Origin of the sequence: Epilithonimonas xixisoli, assembly GCF_004365655.1 — a bacterium.
Lineage (GTDB): Bacteria > Bacteroidota > Bacteroidia > Flavobacteriales > Weeksellaceae > Epilithonimonas > Epilithonimonas xixisoli.
Window position 1 is genome coordinate 290,398 of record NZ_SOEO01000002.1, and the last position, 26,277, is coordinate 316,674.

26 protein-coding genes are annotated in these 26,277 nt (G+C 37.0%); 17 read left to right on the forward strand and 9 right to left on the reverse strand.

The window, feature by feature from the left end; genetic code table 11:
- Nucleotide 1: 1 nt before the first annotated feature.
- From B0I22_RS08655 to B0I22_RS08690, 8 genes are all read right to left on the reverse strand, one after another.
- Nucleotides 2-892: a polysaccharide biosynthesis/export family protein gene (locus B0I22_RS08655; protein WP_133944262.1), complete on the reverse strand. Its 891-nt coding sequence runs from the start codon at nucleotides 890-892 to the stop codon at nucleotides 2-4.
- A 29-nt stretch (nucleotides 893-921) separates the two neighbouring features.
- A complete protein-coding gene (locus tag B0I22_RS08660) occupies nucleotides 922-2,028 on the reverse strand; it encodes a glycosyltransferase family 4 protein (RefSeq protein ID WP_133944263.1) in 1,107 nt (368 codons plus the stop codon).
- 25 nt (nucleotides 2,029-2,053) lie between these two features.
- Nucleotides 2,054-3,064, reverse strand: a complete 1,011-nt coding sequence (locus B0I22_RS08665) for a glycosyltransferase family 2 protein (protein WP_133944264.1) — start codon at nucleotides 3,062-3,064, stop codon at nucleotides 2,054-2,056.
- 161 nt (nucleotides 3,065-3,225) lie between these two features.
- Nucleotides 3,226-4,296 carry a formimidoylglutamase gene (locus B0I22_RS08670; RefSeq protein WP_133944265.1) on the reverse strand — a complete coding sequence of 357 codons (1,071 nt, stop codon included), beginning with the start codon at nucleotides 4,294-4,296 and terminating at the stop codon, nucleotides 3,226-3,228.
- Between the two features lie 5 nt (nucleotides 4,297-4,301).
- On the reverse strand, nucleotides 4,302-5,858 hold the full coding sequence (locus B0I22_RS08675; protein WP_133944266.1) for an EpsG family protein: 1,557 nt from the start codon (nucleotides 5,856-5,858) through the stop codon (nucleotides 4,302-4,304).
- Nucleotides 5,859-5,867: 9 nt separating this feature from the next.
- Nucleotides 5,868-6,995 carry an EpsG family protein gene (locus B0I22_RS08680; RefSeq protein ID WP_133944267.1) on the reverse strand — a complete coding sequence of 376 codons (1,128 nt, stop codon included), beginning with the start codon at nucleotides 6,993-6,995 and terminating at the stop codon, nucleotides 5,868-5,870.
- A 90-nt stretch (nucleotides 6,996-7,085) separates the two neighbouring features.
- A complete protein-coding gene (locus B0I22_RS08685) occupies nucleotides 7,086-8,135 on the reverse strand; it encodes an acyltransferase family protein (RefSeq protein ID WP_133944268.1) in 1,050 nt (349 codons plus the stop codon).
- A 15-nt stretch (nucleotides 8,136-8,150) separates the two neighbouring features.
- Nucleotides 8,151-9,500, reverse strand: coding sequence for a hypothetical protein (locus tag B0I22_RS08690; RefSeq protein ID WP_133944269.1), 1,350 nt, complete (start codon nucleotides 9,498-9,500; stop codon nucleotides 8,151-8,153).
- A 218-nt stretch (nucleotides 9,501-9,718) separates the two neighbouring features.
- Here B0I22_RS08690 and B0I22_RS08695 point away from each other — a divergent pair, with 218 nt between their 5' ends.
- The 3 genes from B0I22_RS08695 to B0I22_RS08705 all read left to right on the forward strand — a co-directional run bounded on the left by B0I22_RS08695 (nucleotide 9,719) and on the right by B0I22_RS08705 (nucleotide 11,606).
- A complete protein-coding gene (locus B0I22_RS08695) occupies nucleotides 9,719-10,573 on the forward strand; it encodes a GLPGLI family protein (RefSeq protein WP_133944270.1) in 855 nt (284 codons plus the stop codon).
- Between the two features lie 70 nt (nucleotides 10,574-10,643).
- Nucleotides 10,644-11,144 carry a hypothetical protein gene (locus B0I22_RS08700; RefSeq protein ID WP_133944271.1) on the forward strand — a complete coding sequence of 167 codons (501 nt, stop codon included), beginning with the start codon at nucleotides 10,644-10,646 and terminating at the stop codon, nucleotides 11,142-11,144.
- A gap of 123 nt (nucleotides 11,145-11,267) precedes the next feature.
- Nucleotides 11,268-11,606 (forward strand): hypothetical protein, encoded by a 339-nt coding sequence (locus tag B0I22_RS08705; RefSeq protein WP_166668207.1) that lies wholly within the window; start codon nucleotides 11,268-11,270, stop codon nucleotides 11,604-11,606.
- Between the two features lie 165 nt (nucleotides 11,607-11,771).
- On the opposite strand, the gene topA is transcribed toward B0I22_RS08705, so the two are convergent.
- Complete coding sequence (gene topA / locus B0I22_RS08710) at nucleotides 11,772-14,342, reverse strand: type I DNA topoisomerase (protein ID WP_133944273.1); 2,571 nt, start codon at nucleotides 14,340-14,342, stop codon at nucleotides 11,772-11,774.
- A 235-nt stretch (nucleotides 14,343-14,577) separates the two neighbouring features.
- On the opposite strand from topA, the gene B0I22_RS08715 reads away from it, so the two are divergent.
- From B0I22_RS08715 to B0I22_RS08780, 14 genes are read left to right on the forward strand one after another with little or no spacing between them, the layout of a single operon-like run.
- Nucleotides 14,578-14,796, forward strand: coding sequence for a hypothetical protein (locus B0I22_RS08715; protein ID WP_133944274.1), 219 nt, complete (start codon nucleotides 14,578-14,580; stop codon nucleotides 14,794-14,796).
- A complete protein-coding gene (locus B0I22_RS08720) occupies nucleotides 14,786-15,112 on the forward strand; it encodes a hypothetical protein (RefSeq protein ID WP_133944275.1) in 327 nt (108 codons plus the stop codon). Before B0I22_RS08715 ends, B0I22_RS08720 begins: the two co-directional genes overlap by 11 nt.
- 3 nt (nucleotides 15,113-15,115) lie before the next feature.
- Nucleotides 15,116-18,772: an MMPL family transporter gene (locus B0I22_RS08725; protein ID WP_133944276.1), complete on the forward strand. Its 3,657-nt coding sequence runs from the start codon at nucleotides 15,116-15,118 to the stop codon at nucleotides 18,770-18,772.
- Nucleotides 18,773-18,809: 37 nt separating this feature from the next.
- Entirely contained in the window at nucleotides 18,810-19,724 is a 915-nt protein-coding gene (locus B0I22_RS08730; protein WP_133944277.1) for a dialkylrecorsinol condensing enzyme DarA, read from the forward strand.
- A gap of 2 nt (nucleotides 19,725-19,726) precedes the next feature.
- Complete coding sequence (darB, locus tag B0I22_RS08735; RefSeq protein WP_133944278.1) at nucleotides 19,727-20,866, forward strand: dialkylresorcinol biosynthesis protein DarB; 1,140 nt, start codon at nucleotides 19,727-19,729, stop codon at nucleotides 20,864-20,866.
- Nucleotides 20,866-21,297: a hotdog family protein gene (locus B0I22_RS08740; RefSeq protein WP_133944279.1), complete on the forward strand. Its 432-nt coding sequence runs from the start codon at nucleotides 20,866-20,868 to the stop codon at nucleotides 21,295-21,297. The genes darB and B0I22_RS08740 overlap by 1 nt, the downstream gene beginning before the upstream one ends.
- Nucleotides 21,298-21,341: 44 nt before the next feature.
- On the forward strand, nucleotides 21,342-21,782 hold the full coding sequence (locus B0I22_RS08745; protein ID WP_133944280.1) for a hotdog family protein: 441 nt from the start codon (nucleotides 21,342-21,344) through the stop codon (nucleotides 21,780-21,782).
- Complete coding sequence (DarG, locus tag B0I22_RS08750; protein WP_133944281.1) at nucleotides 21,782-22,186, forward strand: flexirubin biosynthesis protein DarG; 405 nt, start codon at nucleotides 21,782-21,784, stop codon at nucleotides 22,184-22,186. Before B0I22_RS08745 ends, DarG begins: the two co-directional genes overlap by 1 nt.
- Before the next feature lie 58 nt (nucleotides 22,187-22,244).
- On the forward strand, nucleotides 22,245-23,240 hold the full coding sequence (gene darH, locus B0I22_RS08755) for a BtrH-related acyltransferase DarH (RefSeq protein WP_133944282.1): 996 nt from the start codon (nucleotides 22,245-22,247) through the stop codon (nucleotides 23,238-23,240).
- 49 nt (nucleotides 23,241-23,289) lie between these two features.
- Nucleotides 23,290-23,499, forward strand: coding sequence for a DUF2683 family protein (locus tag B0I22_RS08760; protein WP_133944283.1), 210 nt, complete (start codon nucleotides 23,290-23,292; stop codon nucleotides 23,497-23,499).
- Nucleotides 23,481-23,762: a Txe/YoeB family addiction module toxin gene (locus B0I22_RS08765; protein WP_133944284.1), complete on the forward strand. Its 282-nt coding sequence runs from the start codon at nucleotides 23,481-23,483 to the stop codon at nucleotides 23,760-23,762. The genes B0I22_RS08760 and B0I22_RS08765 overlap by 19 nt, the downstream gene beginning before the upstream one ends.
- Nucleotides 23,763-23,807: 45 nt before the next feature.
- Nucleotides 23,808-24,563, forward strand: coding sequence for an ABC transporter ATP-binding protein (locus tag B0I22_RS08770; protein ID WP_133944285.1), 756 nt, complete (start codon nucleotides 23,808-23,810; stop codon nucleotides 24,561-24,563).
- Nucleotides 24,553-25,815, forward strand: coding sequence for an ABC transporter permease (locus B0I22_RS08775; protein WP_133944286.1), 1,263 nt, complete (start codon nucleotides 24,553-24,555; stop codon nucleotides 25,813-25,815). The genes B0I22_RS08770 and B0I22_RS08775 overlap by 11 nt, the downstream gene beginning before the upstream one ends.
- Nucleotides 25,805-26,224, forward strand: a complete 420-nt coding sequence (locus B0I22_RS08780) for an acyl-CoA thioesterase (protein ID WP_133944287.1) — start codon at nucleotides 25,805-25,807, stop codon at nucleotides 26,222-26,224. Before B0I22_RS08775 ends, B0I22_RS08780 begins: the two co-directional genes overlap by 11 nt.
- Nucleotides 26,225-26,277 lie beyond the last annotated feature (53 nt).

The window sequence follows — 26,277 nt, forward strand, 5'->3', positions numbered from 1 at the left end:
CTTATAGTCTCGAAATTATTAAATAAATAGACATCACTGTCGTAAGCAAGGAAACGCCGGTTGTCAAAGTCTGAACAGGCTCTCTTCCAAATCCATTGATGCTTTTACCATTGGTATTAAGGTAAATGATGTCGCCATTTTGCAGCCAATAGTAAGGTGAGTTCATCGCATCTTCTCTTGTAAGATCCAACTTTGCAGTTTTGATGCCTTCGGGATATTTTCTGTGGATGGTAATACTTTTTCTATCGATCGTTCTATTGAGTCCACCGTTCATTGCAAGCGCTTGCATAATGTTGAGTTGAGTCACATAAGCAACTTTTTCTCCGGTGACACTTGTGGTTTCCATATCACCTAAGACGTAATATCTGATTCCGTCTAGATTAAGTCTTACTTCAGCCTTACCTTGCAAAAAATTTTCATTGACACGGGTTTGTATTTCTTGGCTCATGTCTTCTACCGTTCTTCCTTCCGCTTTTACATAGCCAATTCCAAAAATGTTGACATCACCATTGGAATCCACTTTCAATCCATTGAAATAAAATGTTGGATTACCTCCAGTTCCACCGCCGCCGCCAGCTTGTCCGCCGACTGCCCCGCCTATCTGGCCACCAACAGCTCCACCTGCTGCACCATTTGCACCACCTGAAGATGAAGCATTGAGAGATGAATAAAATTGCGCAGCATCACCTTTTGGTGTAGTAACCACGTTTAACGTTAAGATGTCTCCTTTTGTAATTCGATATTGTGGAACATTGTAGGGTACCAAGCCTTCCTCATTTATCGTAAGACTCTCACTTGGTTGCAGATAGCGAATATCCTTTTTGGAAATACAAGACGTAAATCCAATCAATATCAGTAGTAAAAATATGTTAAATGAATAACGGTTTTTCATTAATTGTTTTTTTGCAAAAGTATAAATTATTAATCTTTCTTGAATCGCAATAAGAATATCGGTAAATAAGCTCCTAAAAAGCCCAAAGATAAAATTATCAACAACAACTGATTCACATTCAAATGCCTGAAAGAATACGCTACAGCAATGATCAAAAAGTAGTAAGAAATGATGTAAGTCGTGGATCTTTTGTGGGTAAGTCCCAAGTTAAGCAATTTGTGGTGAATATGGTTCTTGTCTGGCGACAATACGGATTTTTTGTGATAAATTCTAGTAATAATGACAGTCAACGTATCAATGATTGGGAGTATCAAAATCGCTACTGCTATCACGGGAGCAGCCTGAAGATGATAGAAAACATCATCCTTTTTTGCGATAAAAATATCAATAAAAGAAATCCCTGTGAAGGCTAAAAGAAATCCAAGAATCATAGATCCCGTGTCTCCCATAAAGATTTTTGTACTGCGTTTATTCGATAGATTGTAGACCAAAAAGCCTAATGATGCCGCGATCAAAATACCGCAAAGAACCACCAAAGGATCATTATGCTCTCCCAATCGGAAAAAACTAATACCAAACAAGGCACTGGTCGCAATCGTGTAACTACCTGCTAATCCGTCAATTCCATCAATCAAATTAAAAGCATTAATCAAAATAATGAAGGTCATCAAACTGAATGCAATACTTACATAATAATTGATCTCATAAACACCGAAAACCCCGAACAGACTTCGGATTCTGACATCTGAGCCAATCACCATCAAAGCGGAAACCAGAATCTGAGCCAACAGTTTTTTGTAAGCCCGCAAAACCATAATATCGTCCATCACTCCTACAAAAAACAGGATGATGAAAGAAGCGAAGAGGAATTTGTAGCGGTCAAACAATTCGTAGGCAAAAACCGGTGCGCAAACACCTAAGGAAAAGAAAATAGCAATACCTCCAAGATTTGGAATTTTTCTAAGATGCGAACTTCTCGCACCTGGCTCATCCATCAGATTTTTTCGTCTGGAAATTTTGATGATCGTCGGAATCGCAGCGTAGGTAATAAGAAAGGAAAATACAAAGCCAAACAAGAGCTTAAAATAAAAGAAAGATATTCCGCTGCTTTGCAAAAAAGTTTCGAAATTACTCATTTAGTGTTTTTGGCTTGGGTTGTTATTAATTAGTCAAAATCCTGACGATTTTCCTTAGTCTAAGCAGGCTAAGGATATAATAAATTTTTTTTCTCAGGGGCAAAGATAATAGATAATTCTTACCAAACCGCCTATATTGCAAGATTTCTTTAGTTTTCAAACCTTTTGTTTTAATAAAATCATCCAAAACATCCGACATTTTATGGAAATCGCTGTCTTCTTTCACAAATGCTAAATAAGCCAGAAATGTATAAACGCCTTCCAAAATCTGGAAATCTTTCAAAAATTTTGTTTGATGAGCAAATTGACTTTGATTAAACTTTTCGCTAACAGCTTCCACCGCTTTCAGAATATCAAGACCTTTGGTTGTGTGGCTTTTGCTGATGGAATCTTGCCTTTCGAGATATTGGTAATGATAATTCGGCGTGAAAGCCAAAATCTGGCATTGAAGCAACAACTGCGGAATCAACTCGATGTCTTCGAAATGAACTCCTTTTTTAAATCGTTTTCCATCAAACAAATCTCGGCGAAAAATCTTGTTACAGGCAAAATACGAAATATCAGAAAAAACGAAAAGATTGTCTTTTAGAGTGATTTTCTCTGAAAAACCGGAGAGTTGTGTTAGTTTCTGAGTGATATTTCCATTTTCATCCACTTTTTGAAGATTGCAGATTGTCATTTCTGCATTGTGTTTTATGGCCAAATTGTACATCTCTTCAAACATCGTTTCGGAAACGTAATCATCGCTATCTACAAATCCTAAAAATTGTCCTTTGGCTCTATCGATTCCGAAATTTCGCGCATCGCTGAGTCCACCATTTTCTTTTGTAAAACCGAAGATTTTTTCAGGATATTTTTGTTGGAAATCGTCTATGATTTTTTGAGAATTGTCTTGGCTTCCATCATTCACAACCAAGATTTCAATTTCCTGCAAAGTTTGATTGACCAATGACAACAGGCATTTTTCCAGATATAACTCGACGTTATAAACCGGAACAATGATGGAAACTTTGATGTTTGATTTCTCGATTGTCATTGTTGTGTCGCTCCTACGGAGCTTTTCTTTTCTATGGTTATGTTTGCTACAAACATTTCACTCCTTCGGAGTTTTTTCTGGGATTAACTTTCCTATCAATATATCACTTTTTGGAAATAATAAAAATCTGTCAAATCTGCAAAATCTACGAGACTCCTTTTTTAAACTCTTGTAAATCTCGGGCTTAAAAAACCTCTTTTCGCCTCATCAAAATCCGAACGCGAGCACGGAATACAATTGTCAATATTCTCATCTTCGCCAAAATACCAAAGATTATTGAAAACATCACGCTTGAAGGCATATTGCTCATCATTAATCAAAACAAAAAAAGTCTCGTAGGATTTCTCTTTCGGATGCGATTTCTGGATATTGATTCCTTCTATCAAATACCAAATCATTTGTGCCAAAAGCTGATGATTGAGCTGAGAATCCGAATAAATATTATAATTGAAAATCCCAACAGATTTCAGTCTTTCGCTCAGTCCAATTTCTTTCATATATGCGCAAATCTCGCGTCTGTTGAGTCCATTCACTTGCGGATTCATAGAAAAGGCTTCGGCAAAAGTTTCGATGGCGTCGCAATTAATGGTGACCAAATCTGCTTTCCGGAAATAAGGTTCGGTTTTCTCTGTAGAATTCATCATTTCTGCCAAACGGATAATGTCGAACTGAACTTCCTTTATCAAATTCACAGAATCCATTTCGTTCAGATGTTTCTGATAACCAAGATGATGGTAATTTTTTATGGAGAAATTTTTGGAGCTTAAGATTTTACTCAAGAAGGTCGATTCGTGAATTTCTTCGTCCTGTTTCAGAGAAACCACGTTGCTGATTTGGGTATAATTGATATCTTGTTGATGAAAATTGAGCGCTGAAAACAGCGAAAAAGCCAAATCGTTGCTTCCACCAACAATCACAGGAATTGCACCCTTCTGATGACAAGCTGACAAAACTTCCTGCAAAATATAATGCGAATCCTGAGGCGTTTTCCCCGAAACCAAATCACCCAAATCTATGATTGGAATATCAAAATCAAGCTGGGACAATTTGTAAAACTCTCTTCGGATGCCTGTAAAATCCTGACTTTCAGCATCGCCATTGGCACCACGATAATCTGAAACAAAAAGCAAGACAATGCTGTTTTCTTTGATTTCACTCGTGATTTTGTTTCCGATTTGCCATTTCTCGGTTCGGAATTGTCTTGGCGCAACAATAAAATCTTCGAAGTTCATTGATTCTATTTTTTAATATTAATGATGACATCTTTCGGCGTTTGTTTGGAAAACTCGACCAATTGATTTCTTAGTTTGTTTGTATTTTCTTTTTTGACGGCATAAAAGGAAACCGTCGTTCCTCCCGCCATGTAATTATCTTGAATTGTCAAAGTTCCGACTTTCGAAAAATAATCCGGCATTTTTACCCATTCATCAAAAACCAAAGCCACTTCAAAATCCTGCAATTTTGCGGTGTTGTAAATATAAGCTTGAAGTTTTTTGTTATCGGCAAATTTTCCGTGATCTTCTTTCCTCAGTTTCGCCACTTCGATGCTTCCCAACCCGTAAGTATCGAGCAAATGGATATAATTAAAATAAGTGATGGCGCCAATATCATTCGCTACAACTTTGGAATTTTTGTAATATTGATGAAGAAAATCCGCCAATTGGATTTGTTGGTCAAAAATATTTTTGGATGCTTTAGGTTGATTTTTTAACATTGGAACGAAGCGCAATGAAAATGTAATTAATAATAAAATGACCATTGAAAACTTCAAAACCTGATTTCCCTTTTTCTTCTGAAAAAGTTCATCCGCAAAAGGTGCAATCGCCAAAAGAATCACAACCACCAAATAAGCTTCATAACGAATCAGCCAACCAAAGTTGGCGAACAAAAGATGCACTGCAAATCCACAGAAAACGACCATTGGAATGGGATTAACTTTAATTTTATCAATGAAAGAATTTTGACTTTTTGATTTAATGAAAATCTGAATTAATAAGATTAAGATTAATAACAAAACCGAGATTCCACGATAGCCATTTCCGGCAACCCTTGTGAGAAAACCAACGATTCCGTCATTGGTATTTCCTTTCAGAATCAAAGAATTTGGAAGGAAAAACGAACCGTGATCTACAGAAATCCAACCATAAATCAAAACCGGCGTGATCGCAAATAATCCCAATGCAATGCTTTGAAAATATTCTCTTTTGATGAAGAAAAGGTAAACGCACATAAAAAATATGAAGAACAAACTTTCGTACCTGAAACCTGTTGCTAAAATCGCCAACAAAGCCAAATTAGAAAAATTTCTCGGCGCTTCATTATCCAAATATTTTTTGAAAGCTAGCAATACCAAAACCATTGTCAATGCGTGGAAAACGTGCTCCATTCCTGTCATTATCATCAGATGCAATGGCATTAATAAAACCAATGACGACAGGAAAATGATGTAAGTTGCTTTAGAAAATTGCTTCAGATACTGATGAAAAACGAGGATTAAAGCCACACCAGCAAGACTATTCGCAACCAGCGGAATGTATTCCCAATTCCCAAAAACTTTAATCAAAATCGCTAACAGAAATGTGAAAAGTGGAGAAGAAGTCGTGGATGAAAACTCATATTGCGTGATGCCCCAAGTCTGAAATTCCGCAAAATTTTTCGCCATCGAAAGATGGATATAAGCATCATCCAAAGGATAAATATATCGCCCCGCAAAATCCACAACCACTTGAATATTAAAAAAAATTAATAGGGCAAGCGTTAGGAATATCAGTAAAAGTGGTATGTTTTTTTTCATTATTAACTATTAGTAACTCCAAAGGAAATTAGTATAAGTGGTTGGCGTAAATCTCCCCGCAACACCTTGATAACTGGCAAAAACAAAGTAATAAAACACCATAAATCCAACAAAGAAAAGATGCCAGAATCTTTTGGTCCCAACTTTATCAATTCCATAAATAATATTAGCTACCACAAGTGGCGCAAATCCGACGTAAACCCCAACCAACCTTGTAGAAAACACAGGATTGTCCCGGAAAATGAAATAGAGACAGACTCCAAAAACCAAAATATTTCGGAGATATTCGTAATACCAAACGCGTTGGCAAGCGGTCTTATCGTACATTACTAGAAGAATCCCATACAAAACCATTGTGCCGTCCATAAAACTGGAAGCCTTGTCTTCGTAGCCGATGTAACCGTTGTAACCATTGGAAACATCTTGAAGATTCAAACTCCCCAAAAATCCTGAGAACAAGTTATAAACCTGAAATGGCGAAAGAATAACACAAGTGATGATGGCGTAGAAAATCCGGTTCGCATTCAATGGAATCAATACCAACCAATACGCCGGCAAAAAGATAATGGCCGACTTGTGGAAACCATAAGCGATGTAGAGACAGACGAGATACCAAACCAATTTTCGCTCCTTGATGAACTGATAGGACAAAATACAAACTGTCATCCCAAGTGCTTGCCTCATATGTCCCGTATCTGCAATGAAATAGCCTGGAATAAGCAAAATCAATGCGGAAAACACAGGATATGGAGAATCTTTTTTAAAGGTCCAAATTTTAATCCCAACACTAATGCAAGCACTTACAAATGTAAAAGATTGGAATGGACCACCGAAAGTCGCCACAAATTTGTTGAGCATCACGTACATCCACTCGATTTCCAGATCGCTTTTCCGCATTAACATTTTATCGATCAATTCAGAATAGTCAATTGTCGGGAAATAAAACAAATAGAAAGATCTGTAAATTGGATAATCTGCTCCAACATTCCCACGCAATCCGGATAGCACAATCATCATAATTCCAACGACCCATAAACCGGCAAAATTCTTTTTTTCACCATTGCCATAGACCTCCTGAAAACTAAACAAGATCAGCAAGATAAAAAGAATGGTGAAAGCCGGATGGAGAAATGCCATTTGTGTTCGGAAATAGTTTTTGTAAAGAGCAAATGTATTAAAAAAGCTTGTCTTTCGTAATACCAATAAGATTTAAGATTTTATTTTGGATTATTTTTTTGCTAATTTTTTCACGATTGATATTCTCATAGGTTCCTCAAAATATTTAAAAGCCAAAGAAGCCATTAGAAGATTCAGCAAAATCAAAAGCAGTAATTCTATTGGTAGATGGACAAAATTAGGTAAATCAAGACTGCCAATGTAATTCTGAAACGGTTTGAAAATATAAAAAGCAATCAACTGAAACATATAAAATGCAAAAGAAATATTCCCTAAGTAAACAATTCTCTTTGAACTGAAAAATTGGTCAAAATAAGTCTCAAATGACAACGAAAAGATCAATCCTGCAAAAATCAACATACACAGCGCATCCATTTTGTAATCTGTAATCGTGAGCAAGAAAAGCATCAATAAACTTAAGACGAAAATAAAACTCGCCATCTTTTTTGAAAGCTGAATATCAAACCTCAGCAAACCAATACTGACACCTAAAAAAAACTCAGGAATGATTCTTTCAAGGCCATTATAAGTATATTCATTCAGATCAAAATTCTCAATACTAAACCATCTTAAAACAAAAAAAACAACTACTCCAATAAGAACGATTCTACCTACAGATTTATTTAATTTTATAACCAATACTGACAAAATGAAAAGAAAAACATACGCAAACCACTCCGCCGACAAGCTCCAGGAATGTGTGTTCCAACTCAGCGCATCGTTGATATTCCAAGCGTGAATCATCAACAAATTGGAAATAATGTGGTCTTTCCTGATAATTAAATCTTCCTGATGAAAAATATATTTCCCAACGTACAACAGCATACCAACAATTAAAAATGTCAATATCTGAAGCGGATAGATTTTCGCAAACCTCTTGAGCAGAAAATTATAATATTTTTTGACCGTTACTTTTTCTAAGAAAAAGCTTTTGTAATAAGCATAGGTCAGTATAAATCCACTTAGAACAAAGAATACATCAACGCCCAAATAACCTTTATCAAAAAAGAAATTATTCAAACCGCCGACATAAACGCTAAAATGGTACAAAAAAACCCAAAGTGCTGTGTAGAATCTTAATCCTGTCAAATTATTTAGCATCAATCACACTTTAAATTACCAATAAAAATTCCCAATCATCTGCATCCCAAACGTCTGAAAAAGACAGAGAAAAAATAGAATCTTGAATTGATTTGAATTAATATCCTTCAACAAAATCAAAAAGTAAGGAACTAGAAACAAGCAAGCTCTCGCCGTTTCGCCAGTTCCGTACGCGCCCGTCAAAAGCATTGCAGACAAAGCGGAAATGGCTGAGAAAAACAGAATATTGATCTTTGGATTTTCAAAAACTTCGGTTCCAGATTTCTTCGAAAAGAAAACCGCTAAAAATCCAAAAGACAGAAACAAAAATATCTCGCCAATGTCTTCCATCCTCGTTACGAAGTAAATAAAAGGCTGATGAAAAAGTCTGAAACCATCGGGATTTTCGGAGTGTGAAGCTTGCAAGAATGTTTCAAGATGATTGTAACCTGTTGTGGCATAAATCAATAGAAAACTCAAGACAAACAAAACCGTATTCATCACGCTCAGCCAAACGAAATTCCATTTTCCTTTGAGGAGAAAATAAAAACTGAAACAGCCCAAAAATGCAAACAGAAATAAACCGGAAAACGTAATCAAATTTGTCAACAGCAATCCTGAAAAGATGAATAGAAATGACCAAACGTCGATTTTATTTTGATGAAATATTCTCGCAAATCCCAAAAGGAAAATCAAAGTTGAAGTCAAAACCAAAGAATCGATGGAAACCAAAAGATAAATATTAACCGAAGGAATCACGGCGAACAAAAGCAACATCCACTTTTTTCTCAATTCTTCAAAACCGAGATAATCTAAGATTTTATAAAAAATCGGGAAAGACAAACAGCCGATTGCAAAGAATGATATCGCCAACATTTCAAGATTAGAAATCTGCAAAATCCAATGATGCAAAAGCGTTACAAACGGCGGATGCGTTCTGGTATGAAGCTGGAAATTTTCCAAATTCTTAGTGAAATCACGAAGCCAAATTGTTCCATCTGTAATATTAATCGCGTCGGTGTAATATTGTCTTCCTTTCAGATAGAACGGTTGTAGAAAAGCAATATCGAAGTTTCCTTGGCTCAGATTTCCGAAAACAACAAGAACGATGGCAATCAAAAACAAAAGATAGACATTCAGTTTTTCCGAATATCGAAAAGCGAAAATTCCGGTCAATAAAAACAAAAAGGCAAACACAAATCCGCTCCAAAGAAATTGATTGGGATAGATGACAGAAATCGGAAAAAGCAAGCCAGTTCCCGTAAAACCACCTTGTAATTGGTAATAATAATTGGCACCGGCAATGGCAATCCAGATAAAAATCGCAACAAAAAAAACCATCCAAGGAAAGTTCTTCAGCGTTGCCCATTGTAATTTTTCTCCCATCCTGAGTTGTGTTTTGGGTTTTGAAGTGTCAAAAATATTAAAATTAATCGGCAATCGGTGAAAATCCTTTTCAAGCTTTGGAATCTTGATATTCTATTCACAATTCGGGGCGGAATTTAAAGCATCCTACATTTATCGAAAGTGGATAATTGCTATCTTTGAAATACAAAATCACAAACCGAAACTCCCGGACCAAAACATTCAACCAATTGATTATAATGAGAAAACTTATTCTTCTAATTTCACTTTTTATATTTTCTATAATTCTCGCTCAAAATCAAAGATTCACTTATGAATATACTTTCAAAATGGATTCTTTGAACAAAGATTATATTGAAAAAGAAATAATGAATCTGGATATTACAAAAGATGGTTCTAACTTTTACAGCGCTTTGCTAATCACCAGAGATTCACTCTTCAAAGCTGAATTTGAAAAAACAAAAGTGTCGCAATCTGTCACCATTGATATGAGGAAAGTTAAAATGGCGAAAGTCAATTTCCGAGTTTCCAAAAGCTATCCCGATTTTGAAACAATCTACCATACTTCCATCTTTGCCACCAATGTCGCCTTAAAAGAAAACAAGAAAATAAATTGGACAATCTTGCCCGACACAAAAAGCATAGAAGGTTTTAAAGTTCAAAAAGCCACCACCACTTTCGGCGGGAGAAATTGGACTGCCTGGTTCGCCAACGACATCCAAATCCAAGACGGCCCTTACAAATTCTGCGGTCTTCCCGGTTTGATTTTGAATATTGAAGATGAGAAAGGCGATCATATTTTCAATTTGGTAGGCAGTCAAAAACTCGACTATCAACCTTTGATAATAGATTCCAAAAAGCAAGAAACTTTTCTGACCAATGAGAAATTCAATCAACTTTGGAACGAATATAAAAAAGACCCAGCCAGAAATATAAAACTCATTCACAGTTCCTCAGAAATGTCGGACACGATACTTTCTGATGCGAATGGTAATCCATTATCAAAGCAAGATTTGATCAAAAGAAAAGAACAAGGCGCAAGGGAAACTTTTAAGAAGGTTAATAATTTTATAGAAATGGAACTTTATAAGTAATTTTGATTCAGATGATTTGCAATCTGAAACTTTGCAAGAAGAATAATTAAAAACTTTAAAATACAAACATATGAAATTCGGACAATTACTTATCGGACTTTTAGTTGGCGGGCTTTTGGGCTTTGCATTTACAAAGTACATTACCAAAAATTGCAATAAAACTGACATCGCCACGACAACTAAAACTGACAGCACCTATTCCACCAATTGGACTTGGCCTGAGAATTTGGATGCTTTGAAAGCAGCGCCGGACAATCACAAAGTCGTTTTTGAAGATGGCAATGTGAGAGTTTTGGCTGTCATTCTGGACGGCAAGAAATCTGAACCCATCCATACGCACAAATGGAAAAGCATTATGTGGATTGCAAAACCCATTGTTCCTTGCCAAATTAATAATTACAAGAAAGGCGAAAATGGAAATCTGATAAAATCGGATAGTGTCACCATCAACGAAATGCCTGTAAATATCGGTCAAATGGTAGATCCTGAAGGCCCAACTTCCATCACCAATTTAGGATCAGAAAATGGTGTGGCTTATCGTGTGGAGTTTAAGAAAGAATTCGAAAACTAAAAAAATCCTAATTTAAACGTTTAGCTAGTATAATGAAACGGCACAAGCAAGATGTTGCGCCAGCGGGGAAACGTTAACAACAATATGACAAAACTGATTGCCACAATAATAATTTTTTTTATTTTGAGCAGTTGCGCTCAAGAAAAAAACTGTGCAGAATTTAAAACCGGAAAATTTATTTACGCGGAAAATGGCCGACCCGAAAAAATAGTGCGGACTGAAAATACGCAAATCGAAATCAACTCAGAAACCGGAGTTGAAATACACACAAGAGTTGAATGGAAATCTGATTGCGAATATGCAATGACGTATGAAAAAATATTGAATCACCCAAAAGACGTCAGTCGCGTAATTGGAAAGAAAATCTTCGTGGAGATTTTAGAAACTAATGGGAATAAAATAAAAGTCCGCGCGAAAAGTGACGTAATGGACGAAAAAATTGAATTTATAAAAACGGAATAAATACTGTTGCTAGTAGCAGTTTGACAAAATGGCGGGTTCAGTGCTAAATTCAACGGCATTGCCCAAGCTGGCACGAGCGTCACGCTTGTATCTCCAATTAATAATCTAAAAACAAAACCCCTTTTGAAATTCAAAAGGGGTTTTTATATTCTAGTTTAAAAACTCTTATTTCTTCGCAGCAGGTTTCTTAGCCGGTGCTTTCTTCGCAGTAGTTGCTTTTTTTGCGGCTGGCTTTTTGGCTGCAGGTTTCTTTTTCTCAACGAAGGCTTTTGGGTCTTGCGCCGTGATCCATTTTTTCACCTCATCCAGAGAAACGTCTTTTAGTTCGTCTGCTTCGTATTTGGTGTCATCTTTCTTTTTCGGGATCTTGTGGATATTCTTGCCGTGTTTCACAATCGGTCCCCATCTCGCATTTTCGATGGAGATCTTTTCAGCTTCCCAATGTTGGATGTATCGGTTGGCCTCTTTCTCCAGTTTTGCATCAATCAATTCGTTGATATCGTTTTGAGACAGATTATCGAAGTTATAACGTTTCGGAACGTTGATGAAAATACTTTGATATTTGATAAAAGGTCCGAATCTTCCGGTTCCCTTTGTCACTGGTTCACCTTTGTAGCTTGCGATTGGCGCATCTGCCACTTTCTTTTCATTAATGATTTCCTCAGCACGGTTTTGATCCACAGAAAGCGGGTCTTCACCTTTGGGAATGCTGATGTAAGTCTCGCCCCATTTCACATAAGGTCCGAATCTTCCAACGCCGATGGTTACAGTTTGTCCGTCCACTTCTTTCAAATCGAAAGGCAGTTTGAACAACTCCAAAGCTTCCTCCAAAGTGATAGTCGAAATGTTTTGGTTGGACATCAATGATGCAAATGTTGGCTTTTCCTCATCATCCTGCTCGCCAATCTGAATCATCGGTCCGAATCTTCCAATTCTCGCATAGACATTCTTGCCAGATTTTGGATCTACACCAAGGCTTCTTTCGCCATTCGCACGGTCTGCATTTTCCTCTACATCTTCGATCCTTGGATGGAATTTGGAGTAAAAATCCGTCATCATTTCCTTCCATTTTTGGTCGCCGCTTGCAATGTGGTCAAAGCTCTCCTCCACTTTTGCGGTGAAACCGTAATCCAGGATCTCAGCAAAATTATTGGTCAAAAAATCGTTCACGACCTCGCCAATATCGGTTGGGATGAATTTGTTTTTATCGCCACCAAATTTCTCTTCCAGAACTTCTTTTTTGACACCGGATTTCCCCAATGTCATTTTCACGATCTCTCTTTTCTGAGGCTCGAGTTCTCTTTTATCTACATATTCACGATTCTGAATGGTCTGAATGGTCGGCGCATAAGTCGATGGACGACCGATTCCCAACTCTTCCAGTTTCTTCACCAAACCAGCCTCTGTAAATCTTGCAGATGGTCTTGTGAACTTTTCAGTCGCGGTGATTTTTTTATAGTCTAAAGCTTCGCCAACGGAAACTTTCGGTAACAATTTTTCGTTGCTTTCGTCATCTTCGTCCTCCGTTTTTACGATGCCGTAAGCCTTAAGGAAACCGTCAAAAATAATGACCTCACCTTGCGCTTCGAAGTGTTGTGGCAACTTGGCGTTTCCAATTTCGATGACAGTTTTCTCGATTTTCGCATTCTCCATTTGAGAAGCCAAAGTTCGTCTGTAGATCAATTGGTATAATTTGTTCAACTGCGCATCGCCAATGGACTTCAAAGCGAAATCTGTTGGGCGAATCGCCTCGTGGGCTTCCTGTGCAGAAGATGATTTTGTGGTGTAATTTCTTGGTTTAGAATAATTCTCACCGTACTCAGAAACGATCTGCGCTTTCGCTCCATTGATGGCTTCCTGAGAAAGATTCACGGAATCCGTTCTCATATACGTGATGAATCCTTCCTCGTAAAGTCTCTGCGCCAAACGCATTGTGGAAGTTACGTTGTATCCAAGTCGAGAAGAAGCTTCCTGTTGTAAAGTGGAAGTCGTGAACGGTGCAGAAGCTGTTCTTGTTCCCGGTTTGGTCTCCACATTCAGGACTTTGAAGTCTGTAGTTTTGGCCAAATTCAGAAAGTTCTCTGCGTCAGATTCTTTCTCGAAATCTTTTTTGAGTTTCGCCAAGATCTCCTGCTTGTTGTCATTAAGGAAAATCCCTTCTAATTTGAAACTTGGTTTCGGAGTAAACTCACGAATCTCTTTTTCTCGTTCAACAACCAATCTTACAGCAACCGATTGTACACGTCCTGCGGAAAGTCCAGTTTTCACTTTTTTCCAAAGAACCGGTGACATTTCGAAACCAACGATTCTGTCCAAAACTCTTCTTGCTTGTTGTGCATTAACCAAATTCTGGTCAATATCTCTTGGATTATCAATCGCTTTCAAGATTGCATTTTTTGTAATCTCGTGGAAAACGATTCTTTTTCTATTTTCTGGTTTTAATTTCAGTTCGTCCGCTAGATGCCAAGCAATCGCTTCTCCCTCGCGGTCCTCATCGGAAGCCAGCCAAACCATATCGGCTTTTTTCACAGAGGCTTTCAATTCTGCCACTAATTTCTTCTTATCAGCAGAAACTTCATAGTCAGGTGTAAAGCTCGCAAGGTCGATTCCCATTCCTTTTTTGGGCAAGTCGCGAATGTGACCAAAGCTGGATTTCACCTCAAAATCACTACCCAAATATTTCTGAATAGTTTTTGCTTTTGCTGGTGATTCGACGATTACAAGATTCTTTGGCATACTGGAAAATTTTTGCAAAAGTAGAGGTTTTTTTTTAGACCACTCATTTAGTGCTCTCGATTTTAAAATTTGTTATTATTAATTATATCAATGAAAGCACTAAATCAGCCTTTCCGAACGATTGATTTCGGAATAAGATTTTCACATTGCAGTCGAGGATCTATTGATTTTGAAAACTTAAAATACTACATTTGTATTGAATATAATATTAAGTTATTTTAAATCATTAATCAAAATGCCAACACAAGATATTTTCATCATAGAGCCCAATACTTCTGAAGAAGCGGATGCTTTGAAGGCATTTGCTAAAGCATTGAAGTTAAAATTTCAAATTTCCAAAAAAGACAAGAGTGAGATTCTCCGTGACCTGCAAGAAGCTGTGAAGGAACTTAATCTTGTAAAAAAAGGTAAAACAAAAGCGAGAGATGCGCAAGAACTTTTGAATGAGCTATAATATTAAAACCATTTCAGTTTTTGATAAGAACATTAAGAAACTGGCGAAAAAATATTCATCCATAAAAACAGATTTTGCAGAACTTTTGGAAAGTCTTCGCGAAAATCCAAAGCAAGGAACGCCACTTGGCAATAATTCCTATAAAATCCGAATGCAAATTTCCAGCAAGAACAAAGGTAAATCTGGTGGTGCAAGACTTATTTCACATCTCATCATCCAAGCCGAAACAATCTATCTTTTAACCATTTATGATAAATCCGAACAAGGAACAATCTCCTACAAAGAAATTCGCGATTTAATCAATCTGATAGAATAAACAATGCATCGCTTTTTCATCTATTTATATTATCTGATTGCCAAAAACAGAATCCTTTCCATTGCCGTTGCGATGGGAATTGCTTTTCTGTGCTTGTTCTTTGCTTCGAAAATCAACTTTGAAGAAGACATTAATCAAATCATTCCGAAAAGCGAAAAGTCTGATTTGACAGCGAAAGTTCTGAAACAACTTAATTTTTCAGACAAAATCATCGTCATTATCGAAAAGAAATCGAAGGACGATAATTTTCAACTGTCAGAAACGGCTGACCAATTTTTAGAGAAGACAAAACCTTTAGAGAAATACATTGGTTCCATCCAAGGAAAGGTGAATGATAATGAGATTTCTGAAACGTTTGATTTCGTGAATCAAAATCTGCCCTTGTTTTTAGACAAAAGCGATTATCAGGAAATCGAGCGAAAACTTAATAAAGACAGCATTGCAAAACAGGTTGAGAACAATTACGTTTCTTTGGTTTCACCGACAAGCTTGGTCACGAAAGATTTCATCAAAAAAGACCCTTTGGGAATTACTTTTCTCGGAATAAAAAAACTGAATGCCTTAAACATCAGCAAAGATTTCAAGCTCGAAGATAATTACGTCGTTACTAAAGACGGCAAAAACCTCCTGCTTTTCATTGAACCAAAAAATAAAAGCAACGACACCAAAAACAATGAGGCTTTCGTCAATCAACTTAATGAAATCAAAGATGACCTCAACAAAGAATTCAAAGGAAAAACGGAACTGAGTTACTTTGGTTCGCCGGTAATTGCGGTTGCGAATGCCCAACAAATCAAGAAAGATATTCAAAATACGGTGATTATTTCGATGACGGTGTTGATGATTTTGTTGATTTATTATTTTAGAAGTTTTTTCACGCCCATCGTGATTTTCCTTCCGACCTTATTTTCGGTTTTGCTCGCTTTGATGGTTTTGTATTTTATTAAAGATAAAATTTCCGCCATTTCACTCAGCGTTGGTGCGATTTTGATTGGAATTACGATTGATTACGCGCTCCATATTCTCACGCATTACAAGCACAATAACAATATCGAAGCGCTTTACAAAGAAATCACCCAACCGATTATCCTGAGCAGTGCGACGACGGCGGTTTCGTTTTTGTGTCTCGTTTTTGTACGTTCTGAAGCGTTGAAAGATTTGGGACTTTTTGCATCGATTACGGTTTTGTTTTCTTCGGTTTTGGCTTTGATTATCGTTCCGCAATTGTATCATCCGAAGGAAAAATCTGAGAAAGTAAACTCCAATTTCATCGACAAAATCGGGCATTATCCTTACGAGAAAAACAAACCTTTGATTATCGGCTGTTCGCTTGTGATTATTGCGTGTTTGTTCGGTTTCCGCCACGTTGGTTTCAATGATGACATTGGCGATTTGAATTATATTCCGACAGATTTAAAAATCAGTGAGGCGAAACTTGAAAAACTGTCAGACATTACCTCAAAATCCATATACACGATTTCTTATGGAAATTCTGAGGAAGAAGCTTTGGCGAGAAATTCCGATTTGAGCCAGTTTTTGGAGAAAGAAAAACAAGAAGGCAATATCTTGAGCTACAATTCTCTTGGGAATGTTGTTTTATCTAAAGAAGACCAGCAAAAAAAGGTCGAAATCTGGCAAAAATTCTGGAACAAAAACAAGAAAAATGAAACGATTTCCGATTTGGTTTCTAATGGAAATAAATTTGGTTTTAATGCTTCGGCTTTCGACCAATTCAATGAAAATTTAAATAAAACCTACGCCACTTTAAGTCTCAAAGACTACGAAAAAATAAAAGCGCTTCAAATCTCAGAATTCCTAAGTCAGGAAAATGGTTTTTACACCGTTTCGAATGTCGTAAAAGTGGATGAAAAGAAACGTGACGTCTTCATAAAAGATATCGAAAAGAAACACGACGCCATCGCCATCGACCGCCAGCAGATGAATGAGAACTTTTTGGGCTTGCTGAAAAGGGATTTCAACACCTTGATTAATTATTCACTTTTGGCGATTGTATTAACGATTATCGTTTTCTTTAGAAATTTCGAGTTGTCGTTGCTAACGATGTTTCCGATTGTTCTCACGGGCGTTGTGACCGCGGGAATTCTTTATTTTCTAGGATTAGAACTCAATATTTTCAGCACCGTTGTCTGTACTTTGGTTTTCGGCGTTGGAGATGACTTCAGTATTTTCCTCACAAAAGCGATGCAGAAAGAGCACACGACAGGGAAAAACGAACTTCCGACGTATAGAATTTCTATAATCTTGGCGGTTTTTACCACGATTTTATCCATTGGTTCTTTGATTTTTGCAAAACATCCGGCCTTACATTCTTTGGCTTTGGTGGCTTTGATTGGAATGCTCTCAGTAATTATAATCACTTCAACTTTGTATCCTTTTTGGTTTAGGTTTTTGATTATTAACAGGCAGAAAAAAGGTTTGTCGCCCATTACCCTCAGGCTATTTTTCCATTCCGTGATTCTCTTTATTTATTATGGTTTAGGCGGATTGATGTTCTCTGCGCTTGGAAGTGTTTTCGTGAAAAATGCGAAAGGAAAAACTTTGGATATTATCAAATTGATTCTGGCGAAGTTTATGAAATCTGTGCTGTATGGCAATCCATTTGTGAAGAAAAAAATCATTTCAAATCCGGACGAAGACTTCAGCAAACCAGCGATTATCATTGCAAATCACACGTCGTTCCTTGATACTTTGGCAATTGGAATGACGACGCACAAAATCGTTTATCTCGTAAACGACTGGGTTTATGATTCACCGATTTTTGGAAAATTGGTAAAGGCTTTAGGATTTTTCCCTGTTTCTCAAGGCATAGAAAATGGGAAAGAAAAATTGAAAGAAAAAATCGACCAAGGTTATTCTTTAGTCGTTTTTCCTGAAGCTGAAAGGTCTTACACCAATGACATCAAACGTTTTCACAAAGGCGCATTTTATTTGGCCGAAGAATTTAGTTTAGACATTTTACCGATTTACATTCACGGGAATTCTGAAGTTTTACCGAAAGGCGATTTCATTATTTATGATGGAAGTATTACGGTGAAAGTTGGCGACAGAATCAGCAAAGACGATTTGAGTTTTGGAACGACTTATAAAGAACGTGCGAAAAATATCAATGCGAATTTCAGAAATGAATTTGCAAAACTTCGAAATGAATTTGAGGATGAGAATTATTTTAAAAAGAAATTATTCTTAAGTTTCCTCTACAAAGAAACGGAAGTTGTAAAAGCGGTCAAAGATGATTTTAATGAAAATAAATCGGTTTATTTTGAATTAAATAAACACATCGCAAAAGACGCAACGATTCTACATATCGCTGATGATTTTGGACAGAAAGATTTCCTTCTGACCATTCAGCAAGCTGGAAGAAAAATATTTAGTTTCATTAAAAATAAGGAGAAACGGGAAGTTGCGGAACAAAATTACTTAGTCAAAAGAAGAAAACTCAATTACATCGAAAACCTTTCTGACATTTATAAAACCATTGATGTTCTCCTCATCTCTGACCAAAACTTTGACCTTTCCGAAATCACGGATTTACCGGAAACCATCATTTTCCTCAATACAGAAAACAAACTTTCTGGCAATATCAATTTTAACTTAGAGTACAATTCAGAATCAATTAAAATATTAAGACGCAAAAAATAGTTTGAAAATGCTATTTTTGTTTCTATATTAAATTCTGATGCAAAAGAAAATGCTTGTCATTTACTATTCTCAAACCGGACAATTGGAAGATATTGTGAAGAATATTGCCCAACCTTTTGAGGATAAAAAAGACGATTATCAAGTCACTTATTACAACATTCAGCTGAAAAAAGATTTTCCTTTTCCTTGGCCAGGTGATGTTTTTTTCAACACTTTTCCAGAATCTTATCTCCAAATCCCAAGCGAAATCTTTCCTCCTTCCGACGAAGTTTTGAACACCAATTTTGATTTGATTTTGTTCGGATATCAAGTTTGGTATCTCACACCTTCAATTCCGGTTATTTCGTTTTTGAAAAGTGGATTTGCAGAGAATATTTTGAAGGATACGCCAATTGTCACCATTTCTGGAACTCGAAATATGTGGATGCTTTCTCAAGAAAAATTGAAAGTCTATCTGAAAACTCTAAACGCTAAGTTGGTTGGAAACATCGCATTGGTGGACAGACACGATAATTACACCAGCGTTTTGACAATCCTAAGATGGCTCACAACCGGAAAAAAAGAAAAATCTGGAATCTTACCATCCGCTGGAGTTTCTGATGAAGAAATTGCCGGTTCTGTAAAGTATGGTAAGATTATTGAAGCGCATTTCCGCGGTAATGATTTTAAGAATCTTCAGCCAGATTTAGTGAAAAATGGAGCGGTGGAAATCCGTCCTTTTTTGGTAAGAATGGAAAAAGTGGGGAACAAAATCTTCACCATTTGGAGCAAATTGATTATCAATAAAAAAGAAAAACGCCCTTTGCTGATTAAATTCTTTAAGGTATATTTGATGACAGCAATCTGGGTAGTTTCGCCTATAGTTTTGGTTTTTCACCTTTTATTAACGCCCATTTTGTGGTTCAAAAGAAAGAAACAAAGAGAATATTTACAAGGAATTAATTTAAAATAAAAATGAGTAACGTTTATATCACCAAATCTTCTACATATCTGCCAAACGAGCCGGTTTCTAATGACGAAATGGAAACACATCTTGGTTTGGTCAACAATACACCTTCCAAAGCAAGAGCTTTGATTTTGAGAAACAATCAAATCAAAACAAGATATTACGCTTTGGACAAAAACGGACAGCCAACGCACACCAATGCTCAAATTACAGCAGCGGCAATCAATGGCCTTTTTGATGAGAATTTCAAAAAAGAAGATATGGAACTTTTGTCTTGCGGAACCACTTCTGCTGACCAAATTCAGCCTTCGCACGCCTCAATGGTTCACGGCGAGTTGAACATTGGAAAATCTGTAGAAATCAATACGTCTATGGGACTTTGCAACTCTGGAATGAACGCTTTGAACTATGGATTTCTATCCGTAAAAGCTGGCGTTAAAGACAATGCCGTTTGCGTAGGTTCGGAAAGATTCTCTTCCTGGATGACGGCGGACAAATTTGACCACGAGGCAGAAAACCTCAAGCTTTTGGAAGAAAAACCCATCATCGCTTTCAAAAGAGATTTCCTAAGATGGATGTTGTCTGATGGCGCTGGTGCATTTTTATTGGAAAATAAACCAAGAGAAAATGAAACATCTCTAAGAATCGAATGGATTGATTTCTATTCTTATGCGCACCAAATCGAAGCTTGTATGTATTCAGGTTGCGAAAAACAGGAAGACGGAAGCCTCAAATCTTGGGCAGATTATCCTTCTGACGAATGGTTGAAACAATCGATTTTTGCTTTGAAACAAGACACGAAAATCCTTGACAAATATATTTTGGTAAAAGGTGCAGAAAGTTTGAGAACATCTTTTGACAAACATCAGTTGGACCCAGAAACTGTGGACCACGTTTTGGCGCACATTTCTTCTGGTTACTTCAAAGACGGATTGAAAGAGGAATTTGCCAATGTAGGATTGGATTTTCCTTGGGAAAAATGGTTCTACAATCTTTCCGAAGTGGGGAACATCGGCGCTGGTTCTATCTTCATCGCTGTTGAGCAATTGATGAATTCTGGGAAATTGAAGAAAGGTGAAAAAATCCTTCTTTGCGTTCCAGAAAGTGGAAGATTCGCGTATTCTTGTGCCTTATTGACGGTTTGCTAATGGAAAGCAACTTACCAAACTCCGACAAAGATTTTGTAGAAAGTCTGATTCCACAGAGATTTCCATTCGTAATGGTTGATGAAGTTTCCGACTATTCCGAGAATCTGGTTGTTTCAAGATTTACAATTAAAGAAGATAATATTTTTGTGAGCGAAGGCATTTTCCAAGCTTCCGGTTTGATTGAACATCAGGCTCAGACGGTAGCTTTGCATACAGGTTATAAATATTTTCTCTTGGGTAAGGAATCTCCGACAGGTTACATAGGCGCAATAAAATCTGTTGAAGTTGAAACCTTACCAAAAGTAGGCGACCAACTGATTTCTGAAGCGACAATCCTGAACGAAATGATGGGCGTAACTCTAGTTGAAATCGTTACGAAAATCAATGAAACCGTGATTGCAAAATCGCAGATGAAAACCGTTGTGAAATAAAAAAATAGCAAAAGCTTTTGTGACTTTTGTGGTTAAACTAAAATATGGAACTGAAGGCCGAGAACTTAATCAACATCCACAATTTTCTTCCCCATCGCAAACCAATGCTGATGGCGGATTACATTTTGGAGTTGACGCCTGAAACCGTCATCACTTCTTTTGAAATCAAGCCTGATAATATTTTTGTTTTGAATAATGAATTGGTTGAAGCTGGATTGATAGAAAATGTGGCGCAAACGTGTTCATCGATTCTTGGACAAAGTTTTTTCAAAGGTGCGGATGTGGAAACCAAAGTCATCGGTTTCATTACCAATATCAAAAAAATAGAAATTTTTGCGTTGCCAAAAGTTGGTGATAATATCATTTCCAAAGCTTCTCTGATTTCTCAATATGAGAACATTTGCAACATTTTCTGCGAGACTTTTATTAATGATAAATTACTCATCCGAGCAGAAATCAATTTGTTTATTCAAGAAATTAAATAATGAAAAAACAAGACATTCCACAAGACGAAAGTAATCTTCAATCAGCAAATATGACCGAAATGTTATACGTGACTGATGAAAATAACAATTACACCACCGCTCAAAGTATCGGCTGGGAAGCTAAAAAAGCAGCCCTTGACGAATCGATGGAACTCATTTATGAGAGAATTGAAGAAGCTAAGCAAAACGTCGCCAACAACATCGTGAGCCCAATCATCTATTTTATGGAGTTGAATAAAATGGATTTGCAGGTTCTTGCGGCTTATGTTGACAAATGGCAATGGACCGTAAAACGACATTCAAAACCACACGTTTTCAAAAAACTAAGCGATTCTACTTTGAAAAAATATGCCGACGCCTTCGGAATTTCAGTAGATGAATTGAAAAATTTTGACGGGAAATAATGAAATAAATAACCCCTTCAGCGTTTTGAACTCTGAAGGGGTTTTAAAGAAACAACGAATGAAAATAAATTTTGAACACCATCAGACAGCGCATTGCGAAAACGGTGTTGCTTCCAATCTACTTCTCAACAAAGGTTTGAAACTCAGCGAGCCAATGATTTTCGGAATCGGTTCCGGATTATTTTTCGTGTATTTGCCTTTCTTAAAAGTGAATTTTGCGCCAGGTTTTAGTTATCGTCCAATGCCAGGTTCGATATTCACCAAAGCGGCAAAACGATTGGGAATTAAAATCAAAAGACAAAAGTTCTCAAATCCAGACGAAGCTCAAAAGGCATTGGAGAAAAATTTAGAACAAAATATCCCAACTGGTTTACAGGTTGGTGTTTTCAACTTGACTTATTTTCCTGAAGAATATAAATTCCATTTCAACGCCCACAATCTTGTGGTTTACGGAAAAGAAGATGGTAAATTCCTCATCAGCGACCCTGTAATGGATTTTGCAACCACGTTGACCGAAGCTGAACTTGAGAAAGTTCGTTACGCAAAAGGTGCACTCGCTCCAAAAGGTCATATGTATTTCCCAACACACATTCCGGAAAATGTACATTTGGAAGAAGCCATCAAAAAAGGAATTAAAGACACCTGCAAAAATATGCTCGCGCCAGTTCCATTAATTGGTGTAAAAGCAATGCGTTGGGTGGCGAAAAGCATCCCGAAATGGGCTGAGAAAAAAGGTACCAAAGTCACCAATCATTATCTTGGACAACTCATCAGAATGCAGGAAGAAATCGGTACTGGTGGTGGCGGATTCAGATTTATTTACGGTGCTTTTTTACAGGAGGCGTCTGTTATTCTTAAAAATGACGAGTTAAAGGAATTATCCAAAGAAATTACCGCAATCGGTGACCTTTGGAGAGATTTTGCCGTGGATATTGCAAGAGTTTACAAAAACAGAAACTCGAAAAGCGATATTTACAATCAGCTTTCAAAGTCGATGTTGCATATTGCTGATTTGGAAGAGGCTTTTTATAAGAAACTGAGGAAGGCGATTTAACCGTCAGCAGAATAATTTATCTAAATTTATACTTTAAACACAATGACTTATGACAACATTCAGTTTCAAAATAGATTCCAGCGAGAGTAAAAAAATCAAAGCTATTCTCAAAGCTCTGGGGGTAACCGAATTGAAAATCAAAGAAGAAGAAATTCCTTCTAAAAAGTTTGCTGAAAAGGTAGACAGAGCCAGAAAGGAATATTCTGAAGGAAAAACGGTTGATGTAAATACAAAAAATATATGGGAAGGTATCAAATAGTCCGCACCAGGGAAGCGGAAAAAGACCTTGCTAAAATTTTAAAATCAGGTAATAAATCTGACATCAAAAAAGTGGAAATTTTCTTCACCGAAATCGAAGAACATCCCAGAACCGGCACAGGATTACCAGAGCAATTAAAATACTTTGAAGGAGAAATCTGGAGCAGAAGGATTAATAAAAAAGACAGATTTGTTTATGAAATTTATGAAGAAGATAAAAATGTCATTGTAGTGAGTTCCTTGGGACATTACAGCGACAACTAAATTTTTCTTTAGCTATTTTCATTTATAAATCCTCAAAAACAAACAATGTCAAATCCCATCATCGAAATAAAAAGCCTCTACAAGAAATACAAAAACTCGGAAGACTTTTCGGTTAATGATATTTCTTTCAATATTGATAAAAACGAAATCTACGGAATTCTCGGTCCAAACGGAGCGGGAAAAACCACGCTAATTTCTATGCTTTCAGGTTTGATTAAACCAACTTCAGGAAGTTTTACCATCAACGGTTTGTCGCCGAAAAAAGACAATTCAAAAATCAAACAAATTATCGGCGTTGTTCCTCAGGAATATGCGCTCTACCCAACTTTGACGGCGAAAGAAAATCTTTTGTTCTTCGGAAGTCTGTATGGTTTGAAAAACGATTATCTTCACAAAGCAATCGATGAAGCTTTAGAATTAATGGGTTTAACGAAATTTGCCAACAAAAAAGTGGACCAGTTTTCAGGCGGAATGAAACGCCGTTGCAACCTAATTGCCGGAACACTTCACAACCCGAAAGTTCTGTTTCTGGACGAGCCAACGGTCGGCGTTGATGTTCAATCCAAAAAAGCCATAATCGATTATCTTTTAGATTTAAATAAAAAAGGAACGTGCATTATTTATACCTCGCATCACCTTTCTGAGGCTGAGGAATTCTGTACAAAAATCGCCATCATCGACCACGGAAAAATCCACGCGACGGGAACACCGCAGGAACTGGTTGAAAGAGTCGCCAATGCCGAAAACCTTGAGGATGTTTTCATTTCATTAACCGGAAAAGAATTGAGAGATGTTGTATAAATTGTGGAGAAGTTTCATCAAGGAAATTCAGTTATTAAAGCGGGATTCAGGCGGAATTGTCATCATTTTCCTGATGCCGTTGCTGTTGATTATTACGATTACTTTAATTCAGGATTCGACATTCAAAAATCTGGAGGGTTCAAAAATTCCGATTATTTTTATTGATAACGACAAGTCTGAAGTTTCCAAAGTCATCAAAAAAGAACTGGAAACCAGCAAAACATTTGAACTCGTCACCGATTACAACGAAAAATCAGCCGAGAAAGCCGTATTTACAGGAGATTATCAAATGGCCATCGTCATTCCGGAAAATCTGACGAAAGATTTAAATTCAAATATCGATTCCAAAGTTCAGACCGTTGTAAGTTCGTTTGGTTTGGAAATCGACTCTACGGCGACAAAAGCTGTAGCTTCAAAAACGAAAGACATTCACCTCTATTTCGACCCCGCCACCAACGCTGGTTTCAAAAATTCTGTGATGAATGCCATCAACAAAATGGTTTTCGAAATCGAGAATAAAAAAATCTACAAAGCCTTCCAGGACCAATTGGGAACGACGGAAGACCTTGAAAATAAAAGCCTGATTACCTTCAAAGAAATCACACCAAACAAAGGCAACGAAGAAGTAATGCCAAATTCCGTACAACATAATGTTCCTGCCTGGGCGCTGTTTGCGATTTTCTTTATTGTGGTGCCGTTGTCGATTAATTTAGTCAAAGAAAAAAGTCAGGGAACGAGCGTGAGAGTTCGCGTGAGCCCGACGCCATATTACATTCATATTTTAGGAAAAACATTCACCTATCTCATTATTTGCGTTATCCAGTTTTTGCTGATGGTTGCAGTAGGAATCTGGCTTTTCCCGCTGATGGATTTGCCACAATTTGACGTTACCGGAAAAATGCTTCACCTTCTGATTGTCACTTTATTTGCAGGTTTGGCAGCGATTGGATTTGGCGTTTTAATCGGCACCGTTTCCGACACTCAGGAACAGTCGGCGCCGTTTGGAGCGACTTCTGTTGTGGTTTTGGCAGCGATTGGCGGAATTTGGGTTCCGGTTTTCCTGATGCCAGAATTTATGCAGAAAATCGCACAGTTTTCCCCGATGAACTGGGGACTGAATGCGTATTACGATATTATTTTAAGAAACAGTGGCATTGGCGAAATTGCCAAGGAACTGATTTTCTTATTTTTATTTTATATTGCGATGGTAACCATCTCTTTACTATACGAAAGAAAACAAAATGCAGTCTAAAAAATTAACTTGTACCGAAAAAGTACGCGTCCGTTTCAACGAGACAGACCCACTGGGAATCGTCTGGCACGGGCATTACATCGTGTATTTTGAGGACGGAAGAGAGTCTTTCGGAAGACAGCACGGTTTGACTTATCTCGACATTCAGAAAGCTGGATTTACCACGCCGATTGTAAAAAGCACGTGTGAACATTTTCTGCCTTTAAAATATGGTGAAACTTTCAATATTGTAACGACTTTTGTGAATTCTGTTTCAGCGAAATTGATTTATAAATATGAGATTTTCAACCAAAATAATCAATTGGTTTGCAGAGGAGAAACCATTCAGGTTTTTCTGGATTCTGAAAATAATTTATGCCTCTACAATCCCGAGTTTTTTCAGGCTTGGAAAGATAAAATGGGATTTTAGAAGACTTCTAGCAATTGGCTAATGGCTATTAGCTTTTTAAAAAATTGTTGTCC